This window comes from Pseudoalteromonas sp. N1230-9 (genome assembly GCF_032716425.1).
Classification (GTDB): domain Bacteria; phylum Pseudomonadota; class Gammaproteobacteria; order Enterobacterales; family Alteromonadaceae; genus Pseudoalteromonas.
Map to the genome: position 1 here is coordinate 2,657,883 of NZ_CP090419.1, position 18,566 is coordinate 2,676,448.

Genomic DNA, 18,566 nt, shown 5'->3' on the forward strand with positions numbered 1-18,566 from the left:
ATGGAGTAACTATGCGCAGGAGTGTTTTTATTACACAAGATGAACTTGTCTCTCCACATTGGCAATCTGCATTTGCTGACTGTAGCGTACAAACATCAGTGCCTAAACGGCTAATGGCTGATAGCCTAATTTGGCTACTTGCAGAGACACCTGATTGGCTCAATCTTCTGTCGAAACTCACTGAGCAAAGAATTCCTGTAATAGTGATGACAACTGAGCTTAATATTTCTCAACTATGTAAAGCATTAGAACATGGTGCTCGTGGCTATATAGAAGCCTATGCCAGTAAAGCAATTATTGAGCAAGTTGCTGAAACAGTGAGTAAAGGAGGTATTTGGCTACCTGGGCAACTGTTATCAAACTTAGTTGGGGTGCTGTCTAATCAGCAAATTCACTACCAACACAATTGCGATTTAACATGCCTAACAAATCGAGAAAAACAGGTCGTTGATGAAGTTGTCACGGGGGCAACAAACAAACAGGTCGCACAAAAGTTGAATATCACAGAGCGCACCGTAAAAGAACACATGAGTTCTATTTTCAATAAGCTACATGTGCGAGACCGCATGCAGTTAATGTTAGCGGTTAAAGGCCACTAATCTTTCTTGCCTTCAACCGCAACAAGCCCATCGAAACCTAGCCCCTTCAGTATAGTTTGATCACTTGGGTTTTTAACCCCTTCCGCTACCACTTTAATACCTAAAGAGTGCGCAAGTGAACACACACCGCGAAGAAAACTTTGGTTATCTTCATTAAAGCTTATGTTATGACAATAAACACTGTCTATTTTTATTAACTCTAAGCCAAGCTCTTGGATTTTATTTAATTTAGTAAACTCAGCCCCCACACGCTTGAGCGCAACTTTAGCGCCAATGCTATGAACTTGTGAACAAAAGCTTCTAAACAAGGCAAACTCTTTAATTGCGAAATTTGCTCGCACCTCAAAGCATATACGCTTAGCAAGTGCAGGATACGCAGATAACCCTGTTAAAATGGATGCCACCGCCATATCATCTTGTAAAGTTTCAGCTGAAACTTCCATTCCTAAAAGCGTATCCCCTTGAATTTGGCCATACTCATTAATCATTAGTTTCATTAAACTCCAATCAAGGCGAGCTAATAAATGCAAACGCTGAGCCCATTGAAAGTAAAAGCCAAAGCGATATTTTTCGCCTTCAATTAATAAACTTAAAGAAATTTGTTGCTGTATTAAGCGCTCATCAAAAGTTGTTACGGGAAATAACGCGATTTCTAATTGGTTTTCTTTCAGCGCAAATTCTAATCTTTCTCGCCAAGTATCAATATCATTATGGTTGTCTTGCGTTTGTTGTTTTTCATCTACATAAGCACAGCAACCTAGTTTTGCAACGGCAACCTTCAAACACTGGTCGACTCGTTTTAAAAGTGTGGCACGGGTGTCATCAACTTCAATGTGTGTACAACTGTGTGATACCGCAAGCTCTACTGATTTATGATCTGCAACAAGTTGCTCATGGGACTTTAAAATCTGCTCACTCAAGGCTGCGAGATTACTCACATCGCTAAATAACACTAAAAAATCAACATGGGACATACGTGCAATTTGGCTTTGCCTAAAGCTGTCTTCATTCGACTCTAAAAAAGAAACTAATGACTCTGAAAAACGACGTAAAAAGTCCACCATTTCAACGCGACCAACTTGCTCTGTTAATGTATCCAAATTGATCACTCTGAATAAAAAGAGCCCCCCATGTCCTTGTGAGTTTTCTAAAAAGGTATCAAGAGTTGCATTAAAGTATTCTCGATTAGCAAGGCCTGTTAAGTCATCGTGTTGACTTTTAAAACGAATTTCTTCTAAGCGACGATTATCTTCTTTGGTAATGCGATTAAAACGTGTCGACAACAAATTCATTGATGACACAAGCTTGGCAAACTCATAGGTGCGCGGTACTTTTGACTTTATAAAGCGTTTTTCACTTAATGCCACCGCTTGTTTCATTACATCATTGAGTGGACTCAGAATTTTAGATAGAAAATAAGCCCCTGCAATACAAGCCGCCACTGCAACAACTAAAAAGCTAAAGAATAAATGTACAGCACTTTTCCACAGAGCATCTTGCGTATACTGGCTATGGCTTTCAACATACAAAGTACCAAATTGTTGCCAGCCATCGCTCACTTGAGCAACACCCGGCGCAACCTCTAACTTATAAAAGTGCCTAAACCAACTCGGTGCGTTTAAAGTAAGCTCCCCCGTATAAAGGCGTTTAATTATTGTTTTACCTTGTGGGTCTTGTAACTCAATTCGGTGGTAATAACCGGTATCAAATGAGGCGGATACTAAAAGCTCTATTTCAACAGGGTCTTTACTCATTTGACTCAACATCAAGGCGAGTGAGTTGGCATTATCTATATTTTTCATTCGCAACTCAGTCGTAAAGTACTCTTTTGCAGAATTAGTACTGATCAACAAACTACTCACAAAACCAATAATGATTAATAGCAAAATAGCAATCCATAGCTCTTGCTTTAAGGTAATGGTTTTATTTCGTTTGAGTCTAAATAGATTAAATACCTTCACCATCGCACTCCTTCTTTGCGTGATTGCTCTAATATATGACGCCACCGTGATAGCCTAGCAGTAGGATCGGCCACACTCTTTGTTGAATTATTGGCCCACAAGCCTTTGCTGTTAAAGCTAAAAACAGGACTAAGATCGGTCCGCTTAGCAGCAGGCAATACCTTTACAATTAAACTATCTAAAATAAGTGGTTGTGCATTCGGGTGTGTAAAGTAGCCAAGCACCATGTGCGCTTGTGTTTTTCGCGTACCAGGTAGTTGAGCTTTTACATAGATAAGCCGTAATTTATCGTCACTCACACCAAGTGCTCTGAGGCTTATATACTTGGCAATTGCGTAATCTTCACAATCACCTAACCCTTTACCAAGCGTTTCAAGAGGGGTCGCCCAATAGTCTTCTTGCTTCCATAATTGAATATCAGTTTGATAACGCAGACTACGGGCAAAAAACTCGTTAACAACAAGTACCTGTTGTTGTTCAGGTAAATTAGAAGCCTGCTGCAACATCCCTTGCCACTGCCTTGCAACAGTGACCCTATTGGCACCGAAACGCTGCTGCATCTGTTGAATAAAAGTGGTAAATTCAATAACTAAGCGATCAGCTATTGCTGAGTGACTTAAGCATAGAATAATGACAACGGTTAACCAGCAGGCATGAGTGCGCCAAGTTTGATTAAAGGCAATCGCATATGCTCTAAACAGCATAGACAATCCCTAAAAGGAGAAAAGCTTGGTTAAAATAATATGTTAATGCCATTATGCTTTTGTTAAAACTAACAGTCTTAAAAGCATAGCACCCAAGCTGCAACTATGAGAATTTAGTACTTAATAATAAGTCACTTTTTTTACTTCACGCGGTTTGATTTCGCCAATATATAAGTCATGTACTCGTTTCATGTCGAGTTGTAACTCTGTGGCGTAAGTGTCGCCCACCGCATACGTTTTAATGACCTGTGCACCTTTGATAACACCCTGCACTTTGCTTTGTAGCTGATCGTTATGTGCAATGCTGTTTTGTACCGTCGTCCCTGCGGAAATCTTTTGCCCATAAACCTGTTCAGCTAGCTCACGATATGCTTCAAGTTTTGAGGCTTTAATTGCAAGTAAAGTTCGTTGTGATTTGTTATCACTCGGTTGAGCACTAATGGGGGCATAACCAACGGCTTTTAAAACTGGGTAGTCATCAGGCTCGATATAGGTGTACTCTACGTGTTTATCAAAAATACTACTGCAACCACTTAGTGCAATACAGGCAGCTAGGCCACAAACTAACATTGCTCGCATAACTTGTTTCCGTTAAAAACTCATTTTCTACAAATATGCACGTTTAGTGCCAATCTGGTACATTACTTGCTCGGTACTTGGTATCAATGAACAGTATCGCTAGGTATTTGCATGAAGTGTCTATTAAAAACGAGTTTATACAGCATGGGGCTGGCCTTTACTCTTGTTTTTTCTAACAATAGTTTAGCTCAATGGTTTGAATCTACAGGCCATGCAGTGATTAAAGATGGTGATACAAGTCAAGCCAAATCTGCCGCAATGAAAGATGCGATAACCCAAGCATTAGTGTTTTCAGGGGCGCGTGTTAGCTCTGTACAAACCTTAGTAGACGGAGTTTTGACGCAAGATCAGCTTAAAATTAGTAGCCATGGTGAGATCCAAAAAATTGAGCTTATTAGCGAAGATCGTCATAACGATACCTATGCAATTACACTTCGCTTAGATATTTTTCCAGAAGCTGAAGAATGCCCTGCAAATAAGTATGCTAAATTCATCGCAATAACACAAAGTCAGTTGGCCAACAGAGAGCAAGCGAGAATGGGCCAAATTTTTGACGTCAATAAAGCTATTAGTGAACAGCTTTATACTCGCTTAAGTAATACGCAGATGGCCGCAAAACCGACAGCATATTACAATGTGCCGTTACGTGTGGACCATTTTTTCACCCAACAATATGACTACAGCGATGCATTACTCGAAGAGATAACCAGTCGTAGTAACTCACAATATGTATTACTCAGTCGTATCCGCGATTTATCGGTAAACCGTAAACTCAATAACGATTATGCATTTTGGCAAGATGATAGCTTTAAACGTGCTTATAAAGCCGATTATGTTTTATTTGATGGCACCACTTACGAAAAGCTATGGCAGAAAAGTTACCAAACTGAGGGAATTTGGCCATACAAAAAAACCGATATCATTGATGTGTATAGCGACCGCTTTTGGGAAACCGATTATGGCCAAGCCATCAGTGAGGTAAACCAAACACTCACCTATGACTTGCAAGCAGCTATGGCTTGTTTACCTACGCAAGGCAAAATTTTGCATATTGAAAATGGCAAATTAATAATCAACCTAGGTAAAGCGCATGGCTTACAGCAAGGGGAGTTATTAAATATTGCTCATCATAACTACATGACAGATGCGCAAGGTAATAAACTACCACATAAGATCACTACCCTTAATCAAGTGAAAATTACCCAACTCTATCAGCAGTCGGCTGTTGCCATGAGTATTGATGAGCAGCCATTACCCAACATTCAAATAAACGATATTGTTGAATTAGCTGGTGGCGAGTAAATGTTGCTGTAACCCTTTATGAGCATTTAGCCAAGCGGCTAATTGCTCTACTCCCGCAATATGTGGGTAGTGCTTACGGGTTGCAATAACAACTTGCCGTTGTTGATTAGGTGTTATTGCCAAATAATTAATTCCCTCTCGCGTCGTGCAAGCAAGTTTGGGAACAAATGTAATACCATCATTCATCGCGACCAAAGCAAGTAAGGTTTCGATACTATTGCCCTTGTATTGGTTTGAAACTTCAACCCCTGCCGAAAAGCAAAATTGCTCAGCTTGTTCTTTAAAGCAATGCCCTTCGTTTAACATAAGTAAGTCACAATCACTTAGCTGAGTAAGTGCAACTTTCTCTTTGTTAGCTAATGCATGCTGCTCAGATACAGCTACTAAAAAGTCTTCTTTGTATAATGCTGATACATGGTAATTAGCGAGGTCAGGCACATCAGCGACAATTGCAATATCGATTTCTCCGTTATCAAGGGCGATAAGTGTTTGCGCGGTTTGCATTTCAATAAATGAAAAATGAGTGTCGTTAAAGGCATGTTTCATTGACGTGAGCAAGGTTGGCAATAAGTAAGGTGCAATAGTGGGAATAATACCTACGTTTATTTTGCCTTTAAGGGGATCATGGGAGCTTGCGGCAATTTCCTTCAATACTTGGGTTTGCTCAAGGATTACGTTAATTTGTTCAAGTAACCGTTGACCTTGTACAGTCACTGTCACTTGTTTAGTGGAGCGATCAAAAATAGTTACCCCAAGCTCTTGTTCAAGCTTTTTAACTTGACCACTCAAGGTTGGTTGGCTCACATAACAGGCATCAGCTGCCTTTCGAAAGTGCTTAAACTGAGCCACCGCTTTTGCATATTCCAAATCTTTTAAGTTCATAGTACTCACCAACAATCAATAGCTTTTAGCTATCATAGTAATAAAAACAAACGATTGGAACTATTATCTATATAACCCCATAATAACACTCAACTAATCAAGAGGAATTAAAACTATGTTAAACAATATTGAAGGTCAAAAAGTCCCTAACGTTACATTCGCAACACGCATTGATGAGCAATGGCAATCACTGACCAGTGATGATATTTTCAAAGGTAAAACCGTTGTACTGTTTGCATTACCTGGCGCATTTACACCAACTTGTTCATCAACACACTTACCACGCTATAACGAACTTGCGCCGGTATTTAAGCAAAATGGTGTCGATGACATCGTTTGTATTTCGGTTAACGATACTTTTGTTATGAACGCATGGGCACAAAATCAAGAAGCACAAAATATCACGCTACTACCCGATGGTAACGGCGAATTCACCGATGGCATGGGCATGCTAGTCGATAAAAATGATTTAGGCTTTGGTAAACGTAGCTGGCGTTATTCTATGCTAGTAAAAGACGGCATTATCGAAAAAATGTTTATTGAGCCACAAAAGCCAGGTGACCCATTTGAAGTCTCTGATGCTGATACCATGCTTGAGTACATTAACCCAGCGCAGGTAAAACCAAAACCTGTTAGTCTTTTTACCAAGCCTAACTGCCCATATTGCACAAAGGCAAAAGCATTGTTAGAAAGTAAAGGCTATGTGTATGAAGAAATTATTTTAGGAAGAGACGCTTCGCTTACCAGCTTAAAAGCAATGTCTGGCCGCGAAACGGTACCACAAGTATTTATCGGCGGAGAGCACATTGGTGGCTCTGATGATTTAGAGAAACACTTCGCATAATCAAACTGACACTAAGAGGGCTAACATATGGCTCTCTTAGTGCTAAAACTCCCCCACAAACCACCTTAAAACGCCTTTAGCACCAAGCATATTCAACATTACTCCCATTTATATTCAATATACCTACATTTTTATTACTTGTTTATTACATAAATTCCAGAATAAATCTAAAATAGCCACCAGCTACATTCACAGTCTTTGTGATGAAATTAAAAATGAACTAAATGGAACATATAAATGAATAAACGAATGCTAGGATTTCTACTTTCCTTAGTGGGGTTTAGCGGCTATGCACAAGCTGAATCAGTCGGTGCCATTGACCTACTTACCCACCCTGTCGGCATCATCTGTGTCGTTATTTTTATCTTTGCCTATGTATTAGTTATTCTTGAAGAAAAAATCCATTTACGTAAATCAAAACCCGTGCTTGTCGCGGCAGGGATTATTTGGACACTCATTGCGTGGCAGTACAGCGCGCAAAATATGTCTGAGTTAAGTACCGATGCATTTCGTCATGCTTTACTCGAATTCTCTGAGTTAATGCTATTTTTATTAGTCGCGATGACTTATATCAATGCACTTGAAGAGCGAAGATTATTCGATAGCCTGCGTAGTTGGCTGGTAGTACGAGGTTTTAGCTATAAACAACTATTCTGGATAAGTGGCGTTTTGGCCTTTTGTATCTCTCCTGTGGCAGATAACTTAACAACCGCGTTGCTTTTATGTGCCGTGGTTATGAAGGTAGCCGCCGACGATAATCGCTTTATTGCTATGTCGTGTATTAATATCGTGATTGCCGCTAATGCAGGCGGTGCGTTTAGTCCCTTCGGCGATATTACCACCTTGATGGTTTGGCAGGCTGATGTCATAGAATTCACTGGGTTTTTTGTATTATTTTTACCAGCATTAGTCAGCTATATTATTCCCGCGTTTGTCATGTCTTTTTTCATTAATAATAAACACCCTAAAACAGTGGATGATGAGGTTGAACTTAAGCGCGGTGCTATCCGCATTTTATGCTTATTTTTACTGACTATTTTAACTGCTGTCGTCCTAAAAACAGCCTTTGGCTTGCCGCCTGTTGTAGGTATGATGATGGGCCTTGGTTACTTACAATTTTTTGGTTATTTTCTTCGTGTTACTCTACCAGGCTCTCTTGCCAGAAAGCGTGCCATGGCTGAACGAGAAGGCGACAAAGAACGCCTCAGTCGCTTAGGTAATGTGGTTCCTTTTGATGTATTTAGTCGCGTATCTCGTGCCGAGTGGGATACCTTATTATTCTTCTATGGCATCGTTATCTGTGTAGGCGGTTTAGGCTTTATAGGTTATTTAGCGCTCTTGTCTGACCTACTTTACACAAACTGGTCAGCAACAGGGGCAAATATCATCTTAGGGTTGATGTCTGCTGTTGTTGATAATATTCCTGTCATGTTTGCTGTGCTGCAAATGATGCCAGACATGTCTCATGGGCAATGGCTTTTAATTACCCTCACAGCAGGCATTGGCGGTAGTTTATTATCTATTGGCTCTGCTGCGGGTGTTGCATTAATGGGCCAAGCAAGAGGTATTTACACCTTTAACAGTCATTTAAAATGGTCTCCGGTAATATTACTTGGCTACTTTGCTGGGGTTTTCACCCATTTATATTTAAACACGTCTTACTTTAACTAAGTTAACCAAGCCCTAAGCTATATGCCTAGGGCTTGTCTTAAAAACGAATAACAGCCGCGCTTACAGGTTTATCCGCCTATACATTCCCATGTCGTAATTTGTCATGTTTTTGTCGCAAAAAGTAAAGATATCCTCAGGCTATTTCCCTTAATGTAGATCCTAAAGAGAAGACCCCTTCCCTGCCTAATTGAGGATACACATGATGAACAAAATGAATTCTGTTGCTATGCAAAATGGTCAACTACATGTAAAACAAATTGATATTCCAATACCAAGTGCAGGTCAAGTGCTCGTAAAGAGCTTGGCTTGCGGTATTTGTGGTTCTGATATTCATATTACTCGACACACAGCAGATGTATTCGATATCTATAAGAACCTAGGTATTATGGAACAGGAAGCAAGTAATGAGCAGGAAGTTTTACTCGGCCATGAATATGCCGCAGAGATTGTGAGCTACGGCCCTGAAACAAAAAAAGAGCTGGCCATAGGCACTCGCGTTACATCAGTCCCTATTTTACTCTCGGCTGGTGGTGCTGGAGTTGGCGTCACACCCGGTTTATACGGCGCTTATTCTGAGTATTTCATTGTTGATGAAGCCCTACTACTGCCTATTCCAGATGCTGTTCCTTCAGAAGCGGCAGCAATCACAGAGCCACTCGCTGTTGGCCTACATGCTGTAAATCGTGCGCAAATAAATACTGACGACGCTGCCATCGTCGTAGGCTGTGGTCCGATTGGCCTTGCCGCTATCGTCGCGCTAAAACTACAAGGCGTTAAGCATATTATTGCTTCTGATCCGCTAGAGAGCAAAAAACAAATTGCCCTTGAATTTGGCGCCACAGAATATGTTAACCCAATGGCTGATGATGAAGTAGCTAGAGCAACAGCACTTGCAGGTAGCAACAAAGTGGTTATTTTTGAATGCGCAGGTGTAAGCCGTTTATTAAACGACTACATTTTACGTGCTCCCGCAAAAGCAAAAATTGTTGTTACTGGCGTTCATACCGCCCCACTTAACGTTAACTTTGCCTACGCAACAGTAAAGGAGATCGACCTTATTTTCTCTTATTACTATCAACCAGAAGAATTTGCAGAATCACTTGAAAACATCGCTTCAGGTAAAATTGCATGGCAAAAAATGCGCACAGGAAAAGTGGGTATCGACGGCGTACAAGGGGCGTTTGATACCTTGTTCAAACCCAATGATCATATCAAAATCATCATTGAACCATGGCGTGCTGGTGCATTAGAAAGAGTAACAAACTAAGCTTCTTACTTTAAAAGCTATTCAAGCTGTTGATACTGCTTGAATAGCTTAAAGCCATACAACCATCAGGTTTCTCACTAAACATAACGACAAACTAAGCAAGTTGCCTACATTCAGTTTTATCACCCTTTACCGAGATGCTACACGGTGTTTTTTGGTTTGTTTTTAACCAAGCTCGGTGTTACCCTAATCGAAACGGACTTTAACTTATTGATAAATGGAATTATCGCATGACTCTCCAATTAGCAGACTATGAAATTAATATACGCTCATTTCACCCAGAGAAAACATTCGGCTGGTCAGGTCTCATGTTTGAAGGTGATAATCGAGGGTTTTCCCTAAAACCTAGTGGCACTGAAAGTGTAACATCTCGTATTTGGCATAAGTTTCATCTCTCGCCTTTAGAAAATAAAGTACACACAAAAGAAACTGTTTCAGATCCATCAAAAGCTCCTTGGGAGAAAGCAAAAAGAGTATATAATGGTGAATTAGCGCCAAAAGGACGCACTTTTCTTAAAAGCAGAGCTTTTCCCAATAAACACATTTATCAATATAGGATGGAAGGTCAATATGGTGGCGTTAATCATGCTATGCCAGGTTCTCCTGAGATACAAGAAGCTTTAGGTTTCTCCTATGTTCCTACCTTAAATGTTAAATACAAAATTGTTATAGATATTGACAGACAAAATAGTCACATGGACATTGTTACTTATATTACTGGCGATGGTTTCCCTAATTGTGAAGCGTTTATAGTCGGCCCTGGTGGGCAGGCAGTTTCACTGGGTGTACACGTTAGAAAAGGAGCAGCACCTGTGAGTTTATCTTTAAATGCTGACTATCCAATGATTGCAAGCGCAATACGATTACCCCTCAATAACAATGGTAGTTTTAAAGGAACTGTAGGTGATGAGCTTTTTAGACAAACCAATAAACAACCAAAACTAAAGTTCCAAAAAATAACTGACTGGAATTACCGCTTTACCTCTATTCCTGCCAACAGTGGTCACTGTATGTTACTCGAAAAAGCAAGTTTAAAATATTGTTTTGATGGCTTACTAAAATAAAGGCAACTCAATGAAAAATTCCTTCAATACTCACTTTTTTAAAATACTGCTAGTTGGTTTGATGATCACGTTTTTATCAGCCTGTACAGAGGTGAAAAAAAGAGAGCCTGCAATTTATCTAATACCAGATGGATACGTAGGCTCTTTATATATTGTATTCAACGCACCAAATGGTAAACCTCCCAAATACGAGGGTAATTCAAGGGTGTATCATATTCCCTCATCAGGTGTGCTTGTAACACAAATGGATGCCAATGAAGGTTGGAGTGAAAGCAGTGAAATTAAGTACTTCTCTGTGAGTCAATCAGGTAAACGAGCTCCCATAAGTACAGTTTCAGAGGGTACCCCTGATAATACAAGAGCTTTATATTCTGGTGGCTTAGGTGAAGCAGGCCCCATTTTTGGTTGTACGGTGATCAATAAGAAGTTTACGATCGGCACGAAATCACAGAGAACTGACTTAAATAAATTACTCACGATTTTTGAAGCCATCAAAGTTAAAAACATTGATAAAAAACTATTCGAAGATATGTGTTAGGCTTATTTATTGCTATTTTTTCTGAGCTTTGATTTTACTCTAATGGCCTGCAAAGAGAGGCTACAGGAATGTAATCATTGATTTAATTGGTAGCCCCTACAGGAATCGAACCTGTAACTGCCCCTTAGGAGGGGGCCGTTATATCCATTTAACTAAGAGGCCACTTAGCTAAGAAAATTATAACGGGCTAACCCTTTTATAATCAAGCCTTTAGTTTTGGCTAATTTTATTTGATACTGGCGGTTTGAATTGATTCATTTTGCAGCACAAAATAAGGGATGACTTTTTGTGCGCTTGCAGTGACTTGTTTTGAATTTAAGTTTATCACTCTGGCATTCACTTCTACGCCGGTGTTACGGTAGATCAAGGTGCCCGACAGTACATGACTGGCAATTTGGCGCTCTGCTAGCTCTTCCACTTTACGTGTCATGACAAAATCGCCACGAGGAGTCACTTTAATCACATCCATCGCTTTAAAATCAACCACACCAAAGCCGAACTTTTGTAACTGATACATCATCGATTCTGCAATCTGGTTACCAAGCTGAGAGCTTGTATCAAGGCTGGCATCTAATTCAACAAATGTGGTAATTGCGATACCAAGCTCAGCCTCTTGTTGCATTGTATCAACTAACTCTAACGCCATTTGCTCAACATAGTTAACTAGTGTTTTATGATGTTGATACGGCACGAATAGCCTATCGTTCGTATTGACTTGCTGCGCTTGGTTTTGTTGCTCTTGCAATAAAGCAGCATAATCTATTTGTGTTGTTGAAGTGTTCGCTTTTGGCTCTGGCTGTGGCTGCTGTGCAAGCATTTCACAACCTGTTAGGACTAAGCATAAAGCGATTGAAAAAAAACATTTCATAATTTACTCACTTGCCTGCTTTAGCATAATGCCGTCACTACGGTTAGTACTGTCGAGTGCATCAACAACCGACTGTGGAATAAACCCTTGAGCAGAGCCAACTACCGCTTTACTGGTAATGCCAACAATACGCGCATTCACAAGCACACCACCTTGGTGATTGACTAAAGTGCCTGCCAATACATAATTAAAGTTTTGCTGCTGACTTAATTCTAAGTAGTCTCGACTAAACACGAAGTCACCAGTGGGGGTAACACGCATATAATCTGTTGTTTTAAAGTCGATAACTGGCACGCCAAAGGTATGTAATTCGTGCATAAAGCTTTCGGCAATTTGATTACCAAGTAATGAACCTGCATTGTAATCAGCGTCTAGGTATATAAAGCTAGACACCGCAAGTGGTGTTTTATCGTTAACGTATTGCAGGTTTTCAACCATATCCTGCATGATGCCTCGAACATAGTGATTAATGTTCTTCCGTGTTGGCGCTGCAGTAAACGTACTGTCGTTCATTACCACTTGGTTGCTTTGAAATACGCTTGTGCTTGTTTGCGGGGCAGCAACTTCACGCTGTGCGCTAACAAGCTGAGGCTCATCACTGTATGTCTTTTCGTTATCCGCTGTCAGCATCGAAGAACAACCAAAGCCTAAAGGAAGGCATAAACTTAAAAATAAACGTTTCATTGATAATTCCTCTTAATATTCACTACGGTATAGCTGACCATCACGCTGCTGCACTTTCTCATTTCCCCACATAACATTAATAGGAATTTCAGTACTAGCAGCCGACACTATTCGCTGATCTTTTGTATTAACTAGGCGCGCATTAACTATGTAGGCATGTTGTTGCCGTGTTAATGTGCCTGTGATGACAAAGTCAATATTCTGACGTTGACGTAACTTACTCACATCACGACTTAATATACTATCGGCCGTAGGCTGTAAATTTAAAGTGTTTTCTAAACGGTATTCAATGGTATGAAAACCCAGTTGTGTGAACTGGGTCATTAAACTCTCTTGAATTTGTTGGCTCAAGCCATTGCCTTGATTGCTTGCCAAGCGAGTACCTAAGCCATCAGCCATATAAAAACTGGTTACAGCAATGCGAGCATTGCCTTTGTAAGAGCCTTGAATGCGGCTTAATTGACTGCTTAAATCTGCAACATATTGATTAACAGTGTAGGCTGCCATGCGAGCTTTAGGCGCATTGGTCGATACAACTGGTTTTGCCTCTTCTGTGAGACTACAACCAGTCAGTATAAAAAATATAAAACAATGTAAAAGTCGCATAATTGCCACCCTCTATGAACATAGCAATGTACTAGCAAGGATTATGCCTAATAATATTTACATGCCTGAAAAGGGTTTATTGGTGTATTGAGTGACAAGGCAATTGACTTCTTTTTGCTTTAATAACTGGCAATCCTTTTCAGCCATTTGCTTCTCTTTATAAGCGCCTATTTTTAATCGATGATACACAACACTGTTAACCTCAACAGCCTCAACGTTAACCGCAAATTGACCTGTAAACATACTTGGGGCTTTACTTTTTAACTCTTCTAAACTTCGCGTTAATCGCGCTGTTTCTGTGACAGAGGCAACTTGTAATGCAAATAATGGCTGCTCAGTATAAGCATTGCTTTTAACATCAACAGGTTCAACAACTTGCTCACTAACGGGTGAGCTTTTAGCTTGGTTTTCTGTTTGCGTCTTGGCAAGATCATTTAGCTGGGTAATTAGTAGGTTTAGATCATTTTCAATTGCGATAAGGCGATCAATGCTAGGTTTAGCTTGTTGCCACTGCGCGGCACTTTCTTTTAGGCTATCGAGTTCTTGTTGAGTAATTTGCACACTATTTTGCGGTGTGGAAGAGTGTTCGCTATTTGTTGATTGACACGCAGATGCCAGTAAACAAAGTAAAACAACACTAAAATGACGCTTTAACATTATAATTTTCCCTAAATTAATAACTAACCGTATATGGCTCAACATCACAGTTAAGCTTATAGCTCTTTAATACGCTGCAAACTTGTGTAAGTTCATCGCTTTGAGTTTCAGAAAACGCGGCTGAGAGAACAAACTCTTTATCACTTTTTTTGATATAAAAAGGATCTAAAATAGCGAGATCTGATAATGGTTTTTTCACAAGATAAAGATATGTTTTTAAGATAGCGAGTGATGAAAACTGCCCTAACTTAGCAATGTAGCCATCTTTTACTTGTTTAGGCTTTAATACTAGATCAGCGCCAACAACAACTTCGCCACCAGCAGATAAGTTAAGGGTCACATGTTGGTTATCTTTTAATGATTTTTTGTCTTTATATTCATCATCTATCACTGCTTTATATTCGCCTGGGCGAAGGTCTGTAAACAAGTAATAGCCATCATACGCAGCTTGGGTTTGCGACACCTTTTTCCCTGTTTTATCAATGAGTGAGATGTTCGCAAACGGTTGCACTTTCATATTTTCATCTTGCTCAACATACACAACCCCCTCAACTTCGCTGCTGTTGTTAAGCGCTATATCAATATATTCTATAAATCCGGCTCTGGGAGTAACAGAGAAACCATCATTAGCAGCGATCAAAAATGGATCTGGAAAACTATCTGGATCAATAACAATATCGGTCGTTCTATTCGCAGGCATACTGGTTAGCAATGCAATGCCGTTTTCATCAGTGACTGCTTGACGATAATTTTGCACACCTTTGACTTTAACACCTGCAATACCATGCTCACTTTCATCCTTGATTCCATTATTATTGGCATCTAAGTAAACGTGAGCCATCAGAGTACCTGAGCGTGCTAAACTTCGTTTGCTAGAAAAGATACCAGTGCCTTGGCTAGCATAACCTAGGCTAAAGCGGCTAAATAACCCTACTCGCCAACGATCTTCACTGTCGTAGTTAAGATTACTATTTAGGCTAAATCTATCAGATTGCCAATTAAGTCCAATCTCCGCTGACTTTACATCATCAATAAGCGAGTTACGAAGTGTCAACTCACCTTGCAACTGTGATGTTAAACTACGATTAAATTGGGCCTCATATGACTGAATAGAGTGGTGAGGACTCATACTGTAATCCAGACTAAAACGGCTAAAAACTTGACCAAATCGACCTTGGAGTCGAACGTTACCCAATAAGGTAGAGTCATCGAGCCTGCTGTCTTTTTGCCAACTCAAGCGGTGATTAAAGGAAAAGCCTGAGTAAGCATAGTTCATGATATTCTCGAGCTTTAGGCTGTCGTATCGGCTATCAATGTCAGTGTAATAAGCGTTGTTTTGATAGTTGAGTCGACCGTATTGATTTTGAAAGACCTCTCCAGAGATATTAAATTCATAATTGCTTGATGAACTCATGCTTTGCTGGCTGCTTTGACGATTAATTAAACGCTCTCGTTCTGATGCACGAAACCTTAACGCTTGCTCGGCAATTTGACCTCTTGCGGTAAACTCAAGCTCGCTTTCATCTTCATTGTTTTGCTCGTAATCTAGGTTAATTAACAGACGGTCAAAAAGGCTCACATTACTACCGATCGCTAGGTTTTGAGTGTCATCTTTATACTCACTTTTTAAACCCGCTATACCGCCATACACTGAGATATTATCTGTTAATGCTGTATCGTAACGGCCAGAAAACAGCCAGCCTGGGTTTTCAACATAATAATTCGATTGGTTAAATAACTGGTGCCCTTGCTCCGTGATTGAGAATTCATAAAACGACTCTCCCGCAGACAAGCTAGTGCCATCAATCAAGTATTGTTCAGTCTTTCGCTCCACTTGACCTTGCGGTCCATAAAAAATGAGCTCAAAGTTATTGGCGCCATACAGCAAGTCTACATTTTCAAATATATACCTACCGTCATTAAGACTAAGTAGCTGATTAATTAAAACACCATTTTGATACAGCTCTACATCCCAGCCGGGTTGGATATTACCAATGATGTTAACCTGATTAGTATTAACAGGCTTAAATAGCGGTTTATTAGTTACTTTTGCACCGCGAGCATAATTGCTATTAAAACGGTTCCCTATTTGCGTTGCAAGTACATCACCAAACTCTATTCTGTTTGCTGCTAAAGGGCCAAGTAGCTCTGAATTTAAGTCTTCACGGCTAAATGTGAGTCTTGAATCAGTAAGTAAGTCACCATCACGACCCGCAAAATAGTATTCAGCATTTAAGTATGCAAGATCATTAGCACCAAGAATAGAGTATCCCGCAGAGCTTTGTTGATCATCTGCTGTCATGCTAATTTGGATATCTGCCATAGGAGAAGACACAGCTTGGTATGGGCTTTCTTTCCACGGTAGTGTTGGCTCAGAGTAACGTGCTGTTTGGCTTAGCTCTCTTTTCTGCCGAGCTAAGCGTGCTTCTATGGGTAATCGTGCGTCAGAGTTTATGTAAAGTTCAAGTGTTGAGTAGTCTACAGCCATTGTTAAATCAAACACTTGCTCAAGTAATGTTGAAGCAACAAAAATATCTTGCTGATCAACGTGTAACTGTTCTTGGGCTATTGAAAATGTCCGACCTTTAACTGTTATGGTCATTTTAGTTGTATCAAGCACAAAGGTATTTTCTGGATTAATAAACCAGCCCTTCGCAATACCGGTATTTCCATTTACATCAATTACAAACTCTACGGTTTCAGAGAAGCTCAGCAAGTCGACCCATATTCCTTGCTGACTTTTAACAGCTAACACTTCTCCTAAGTAGGTATGCTTTAAGTAAGCTGAAAAAAACAACAACTCCCCAACAGGGATCCCTTCCCCATTCATTTTTTTATTGAGGTCTGGTGCTGTTGCCTGAGAATCAGCGCTTTCTCTTTCAGAAGCTTTTAACTGTTGTAACTGCTGCTGCATTTTCTTTAATGAAGCAAATACAGCCTGATAATTTTTTTCAGCTGCGACAGGAGCGCCAGTGGCAAACATTAAAAGACAAAATAAGAGACGTTTCATTTACTGCAAAGAATTAAAATGCTGAGACGTGAAGGTCGTCGTTTTAGTTGAAAAAACTTGCCCTTGATACTCTTTTAACCCCGAGTAAGTAATGCGTATTTGGCTATTTTCTTGTAGCTTCATATTATCAAATAAAGGCAGAGTTAAAGTAACGTTATCAAGCTCAGGATAAATACTGAAGTCATTTACCATGGCAATTTTTTGCTCTTCTTTACTTCCTGATAGAGTTTGAAAAACTTCAACTTTTCCGAATGAACTATAATCGCCAGAATGATTAAGACTAATGCCAAGTGATGGTTTAGCATCATTTGTTAAGTACTTTACTGAAGCAATATCAATCTCAGGTAGCGTAGTTCCCTGTCTTAAGAGCACAGGAATTGAGTAACTTAAAACCATGTCTAAACGAATACCAAAGCTTTTACTATTACTTTTATGTTCATTGGGTAGCGCTTTAAAGACCAAGTGAGAACGATATTCTTTATCTGCCAGACCTTTAGCTCTGCGAAGAGCTATTTTCACAACCTGCCTCTCTCCCGGCGCTAATCTCACCTGAGAAGGACTCAAACGCATCATACTGGCCAGTGAATTAGGGTTAACCTGATCGTCGGTCAGCGTTATATAACCACCTTGCGGCTTCGCTATTTTCTCTTGCCACTCAAGGCGGTAAGTTTTGCTCTCATTAGAGTTATTTACCACAATAACTTTAGCGACTCGTTGCCTGTCATCAAATGCAATACGTGTTGGCGAGATCAATAAGTTTGCATATACAGCAGCACTATGAAAGGTTAGTAAAACAATAAAGCAGTATAGAAAGTATCTGTACTTCATAAAATTCCATTAAAAGTCTACGGTTAATGAGACGGTTGCATCATAATAACCATCATTATAGGTGCTACCATCACCACTTGTGCTTATCTGCCCACCCACCGTTAATACAGCACTGCCGTATGAGTCAGTGACCAAGGTAGGGTTATAAATCAATCGATTGAGATAAAAGCGTTGGTTATTGTGTAAATTACTAAGTGGTTGGTTATTCACATTATCACTAATGGTAACTTGTATTCTTGCTCCATAGCCTTCAAACAATAACTCGGCGGCGCGACCCTGTTTAACAACATAAATACTGTTGCTACTCGCGCTAGTATTGCTTGGCAAAACAGTGACAGAGCTAACACTTGAGTTGTCTGTAATAGCCAGTAGACCAAAGCTAAGTGGTTCAAGCTCAGTTATTGTTTGTTGTGCAACAGAGCCTGCGCTCAATAAAAGAGCACTTAATAGACAAAAATGCGTACGCATAAGTTATGCCTGCTAACACTTAGCAGGCACTCTA

Annotated in this window: 18 protein-coding genes and 1 tRNA gene; 7 read left to right on the forward strand and 12 right to left on the reverse strand. The window is 40.0% G+C overall.

The features are described 5' to 3' along the window. Positions 1–11: 11 nt before the first annotated feature. Entirely contained in the window at positions 12–599 is a 588-nt protein-coding gene (locus LY624_RS12370) for a response regulator transcription factor (RefSeq protein WP_130150451.1), read from the forward strand. Here the strand turns inward: LY624_RS12370 and LY624_RS12375 are convergent. The 3 genes from LY624_RS12375 to LY624_RS12385 all read right to left on the reverse strand — a co-directional run bounded on the left by LY624_RS12375 (position 596) and on the right by LY624_RS12385 (position 3,843). Beyond that, positions 596–2,563 carry a bifunctional diguanylate cyclase/phosphodiesterase gene (locus LY624_RS12375; RefSeq protein ID WP_341803088.1) on the reverse strand — a complete coding sequence of 656 codons (1,968 nt, stop codon included), beginning with the start codon at positions 2,561–2,563 and terminating at the stop codon, positions 596–598. The genes LY624_RS12370 and LY624_RS12375 overlap by 4 nt on opposite strands. Beyond that, positions 2,557–3,264 (reverse strand): transglutaminase-like cysteine peptidase, encoded by a 708-nt coding sequence (locus LY624_RS12380; protein ID WP_341803089.1) that lies wholly within the window; start codon positions 3,262–3,264, stop codon positions 2,557–2,559. Before LY624_RS12380 ends, LY624_RS12375 begins: the two co-directional genes overlap by 7 nt. A 120-nt stretch (positions 3,265–3,384) precedes the next feature. Continuing rightward, positions 3,385–3,843 carry an LPP20 family lipoprotein gene (locus tag LY624_RS12385; protein ID WP_130150449.1) on the reverse strand — a complete coding sequence of 153 codons (459 nt, stop codon included), beginning with the start codon at positions 3,841–3,843 and terminating at the stop codon, positions 3,385–3,387. Positions 3,844–3,954: 111 nt separating this feature from the next. Here LY624_RS12385 and LY624_RS12390 point away from each other — a divergent pair, with 111 nt between their 5' ends. Then, entirely contained in the window at positions 3,955–5,145 is a 1,191-nt protein-coding gene (locus tag LY624_RS12390; RefSeq protein ID WP_130150448.1) for a flagellar assembly protein FlgT, read from the forward strand. Here LY624_RS12390 and LY624_RS12395 read toward each other — a convergent pair. Next, entirely contained in the window at positions 5,128–6,027 is a 900-nt protein-coding gene (locus LY624_RS12395) for a LysR substrate-binding domain-containing protein (RefSeq protein ID WP_341803090.1), read from the reverse strand. The genes LY624_RS12390 and LY624_RS12395 overlap by 18 nt on opposite strands. A 115-nt stretch (positions 6,028–6,142) precedes the next feature. Between LY624_RS12395 and LY624_RS12400 the strand changes: the two genes are divergently transcribed. From LY624_RS12400 to LY624_RS12420, 5 genes are all read left to right on the forward strand, one after another. After that, the gene (locus LY624_RS12400) at positions 6,143–6,871 is read left to right on the forward strand and encodes a glutathione peroxidase (protein ID WP_130150446.1); all 729 of its coding nucleotides are present in this window, start codon (positions 6,143–6,145) and stop codon (positions 6,869–6,871) included. A 249-nt stretch (positions 6,872–7,120) separates the two neighbouring features. Further along, on the forward strand, positions 7,121–8,542 hold the full coding sequence (gene nhaD, locus LY624_RS12405) for a sodium:proton antiporter NhaD (protein WP_237118746.1): 1,422 nt from the start codon (positions 7,121–7,123) through the stop codon (positions 8,540–8,542). A 199-nt stretch (positions 8,543–8,741) separates the two neighbouring features. Beyond that, complete coding sequence (locus tag LY624_RS12410) at positions 8,742–9,809, forward strand: zinc-binding dehydrogenase (RefSeq protein ID WP_341803091.1); 1,068 nt, start codon at positions 8,742–8,744, stop codon at positions 9,807–9,809. Positions 9,810–10,039: 230 nt separating this feature from the next. Next, entirely contained in the window at positions 10,040–10,873 is an 834-nt protein-coding gene (locus LY624_RS12415) for a hypothetical protein (protein ID WP_341803092.1), read from the forward strand. Between the two features lie 10 nt (positions 10,874–10,883). Next, positions 10,884–11,411, forward strand: a complete 528-nt coding sequence (locus LY624_RS12420) for a DUF6843 domain-containing protein (protein WP_341803093.1) — start codon at positions 10,884–10,886, stop codon at positions 11,409–11,411. A gap of 87 nt (positions 11,412–11,498) precedes the next feature. Here the strand turns inward: LY624_RS12420 and LY624_RS12425 are convergent. From LY624_RS12425 to LY624_RS12460, 8 genes are all read right to left on the reverse strand, one after another. Further along, positions 11,499–11,573 (reverse strand) — tRNA-Arg (locus tag LY624_RS12425). A 64-nt stretch (positions 11,574–11,637) separates the two neighbouring features. Beyond that, on the reverse strand, positions 11,638–12,279 hold the full coding sequence (locus tag LY624_RS12430; protein ID WP_341803094.1) for a FlgO family outer membrane protein: 642 nt from the start codon (positions 12,277–12,279) through the stop codon (positions 11,638–11,640). 3 nt (positions 12,280–12,282) lie between these two features. Then, positions 12,283–12,963 carry a FlgO family outer membrane protein gene (locus LY624_RS12435; RefSeq protein WP_062569684.1) on the reverse strand — a complete coding sequence of 227 codons (681 nt, stop codon included), beginning with the start codon at positions 12,961–12,963 and terminating at the stop codon, positions 12,283–12,285. A 12-nt stretch (positions 12,964–12,975) separates the two neighbouring features. Further along, positions 12,976–13,569 carry a FlgO family outer membrane protein gene (locus tag LY624_RS12440; RefSeq protein ID WP_341803095.1) on the reverse strand — a complete coding sequence of 198 codons (594 nt, stop codon included), beginning with the start codon at positions 13,567–13,569 and terminating at the stop codon, positions 12,976–12,978. A 57-nt stretch (positions 13,570–13,626) separates the two neighbouring features. After that, positions 13,627–14,226 (reverse strand): SPOR domain-containing protein, encoded by a 600-nt coding sequence (locus tag LY624_RS12445; RefSeq protein ID WP_341803096.1) that lies wholly within the window; start codon positions 14,224–14,226, stop codon positions 13,627–13,629. 16 nt (positions 14,227–14,242) lie between these two features. Then, complete coding sequence (locus LY624_RS12450) at positions 14,243–17,236, reverse strand: hypothetical protein (RefSeq protein WP_341803097.1); 2,994 nt, start codon at positions 17,234–17,236, stop codon at positions 14,243–14,245. Continuing rightward, entirely contained in the window at positions 17,237–18,064 is an 828-nt protein-coding gene (locus LY624_RS12455; protein WP_341803098.1) for a fimbrial biogenesis chaperone, read from the reverse strand. It abuts the gene before it with no gap. A 9-nt stretch (positions 18,065–18,073) separates the two neighbouring features. Beyond that, complete coding sequence (locus LY624_RS12460) at positions 18,074–18,532, reverse strand: DUF4402 domain-containing protein (RefSeq protein WP_130150439.1); 459 nt, start codon at positions 18,530–18,532, stop codon at positions 18,074–18,076. Positions 18,533–18,566: the final 34 nt, after the last annotated feature.

Bases quoted from the DNA above. Each gene is read 5' to 3' on its own strand.
- LY624_RS12370 (WP_130150451.1), top strand. From the start codon at position 12: ATGCGCAGGAGTGTTTTTATTACACAAGATGAACTTGTCTCTCCACAT.
- LY624_RS12375 (WP_341803088.1), bottom strand. From the start codon at position 2,563: ATGGTGAAGGTATTTAATCTATTTAGACTCAAACGAAATAAAACCATT.
- LY624_RS12380 (WP_341803089.1), bottom strand. From the start codon at position 3,264: ATGCTGTTTAGAGCATATGCGATTGCCTTTAATCAAACTTGGCGCACT.
- LY624_RS12385 (WP_130150449.1), bottom strand. From the start codon at position 3,843: ATGCGAGCAATGTTAGTTTGTGGCCTAGCTGCCTGTATTGCACTAAGT.
- LY624_RS12390 (WP_130150448.1), top strand. From the start codon at position 3,955: ATGAAGTGTCTATTAAAAACGAGTTTATACAGCATGGGGCTGGCCTTT.
- LY624_RS12395 (WP_341803090.1), bottom strand. From the start codon at position 6,027: ATGAACTTAAAAGATTTGGAATATGCAAAAGCGGTGGCTCAGTTTAAG.
- LY624_RS12400 (WP_130150446.1), top strand. From the start codon at position 6,143: ATGTTAAACAATATTGAAGGTCAAAAAGTCCCTAACGTTACATTCGCA.
- nhaD (WP_237118746.1), top strand. From the start codon at position 7,121: ATGCTAGGATTTCTACTTTCCTTAGTGGGGTTTAGCGGCTATGCACAA.
- LY624_RS12410 (WP_341803091.1), top strand. From the start codon at position 8,742: ATGATGAACAAAATGAATTCTGTTGCTATGCAAAATGGTCAACTACAT.
- LY624_RS12415 (WP_341803092.1), top strand. From the start codon at position 10,040: ATGACTCTCCAATTAGCAGACTATGAAATTAATATACGCTCATTTCAC.
- LY624_RS12420 (WP_341803093.1), top strand. From the start codon at position 10,884: ATGAAAAATTCCTTCAATACTCACTTTTTTAAAATACTGCTAGTTGGT.
- LY624_RS12430 (WP_341803094.1), bottom strand. From the start codon at position 12,279: ATGAAATGTTTTTTTTCAATCGCTTTATGCTTAGTCCTAACAGGTTGT.
- LY624_RS12435 (WP_062569684.1), bottom strand. From the start codon at position 12,963: ATGAAACGTTTATTTTTAAGTTTATGCCTTCCTTTAGGCTTTGGTTGT.
- LY624_RS12440 (WP_341803095.1), bottom strand. From the start codon at position 13,569: ATGCGACTTTTACATTGTTTTATATTTTTTATACTGACTGGTTGTAGT.
- LY624_RS12445 (WP_341803096.1), bottom strand. From the start codon at position 14,226: ATGTTAAAGCGTCATTTTAGTGTTGTTTTACTTTGTTTACTGGCATCT.
- LY624_RS12450 (WP_341803097.1), bottom strand. From the start codon at position 17,236: ATGAAACGTCTCTTATTTTGTCTTTTAATGTTTGCCACTGGCGCTCCT.
- LY624_RS12455 (WP_341803098.1), bottom strand. From the start codon at position 18,064: ATGAAGTACAGATACTTTCTATACTGCTTTATTGTTTTACTAACCTTT.
- LY624_RS12460 (WP_130150439.1), bottom strand. From the start codon at position 18,532: ATGCGTACGCATTTTTGTCTATTAAGTGCTCTTTTATTGAGCGCAGGC.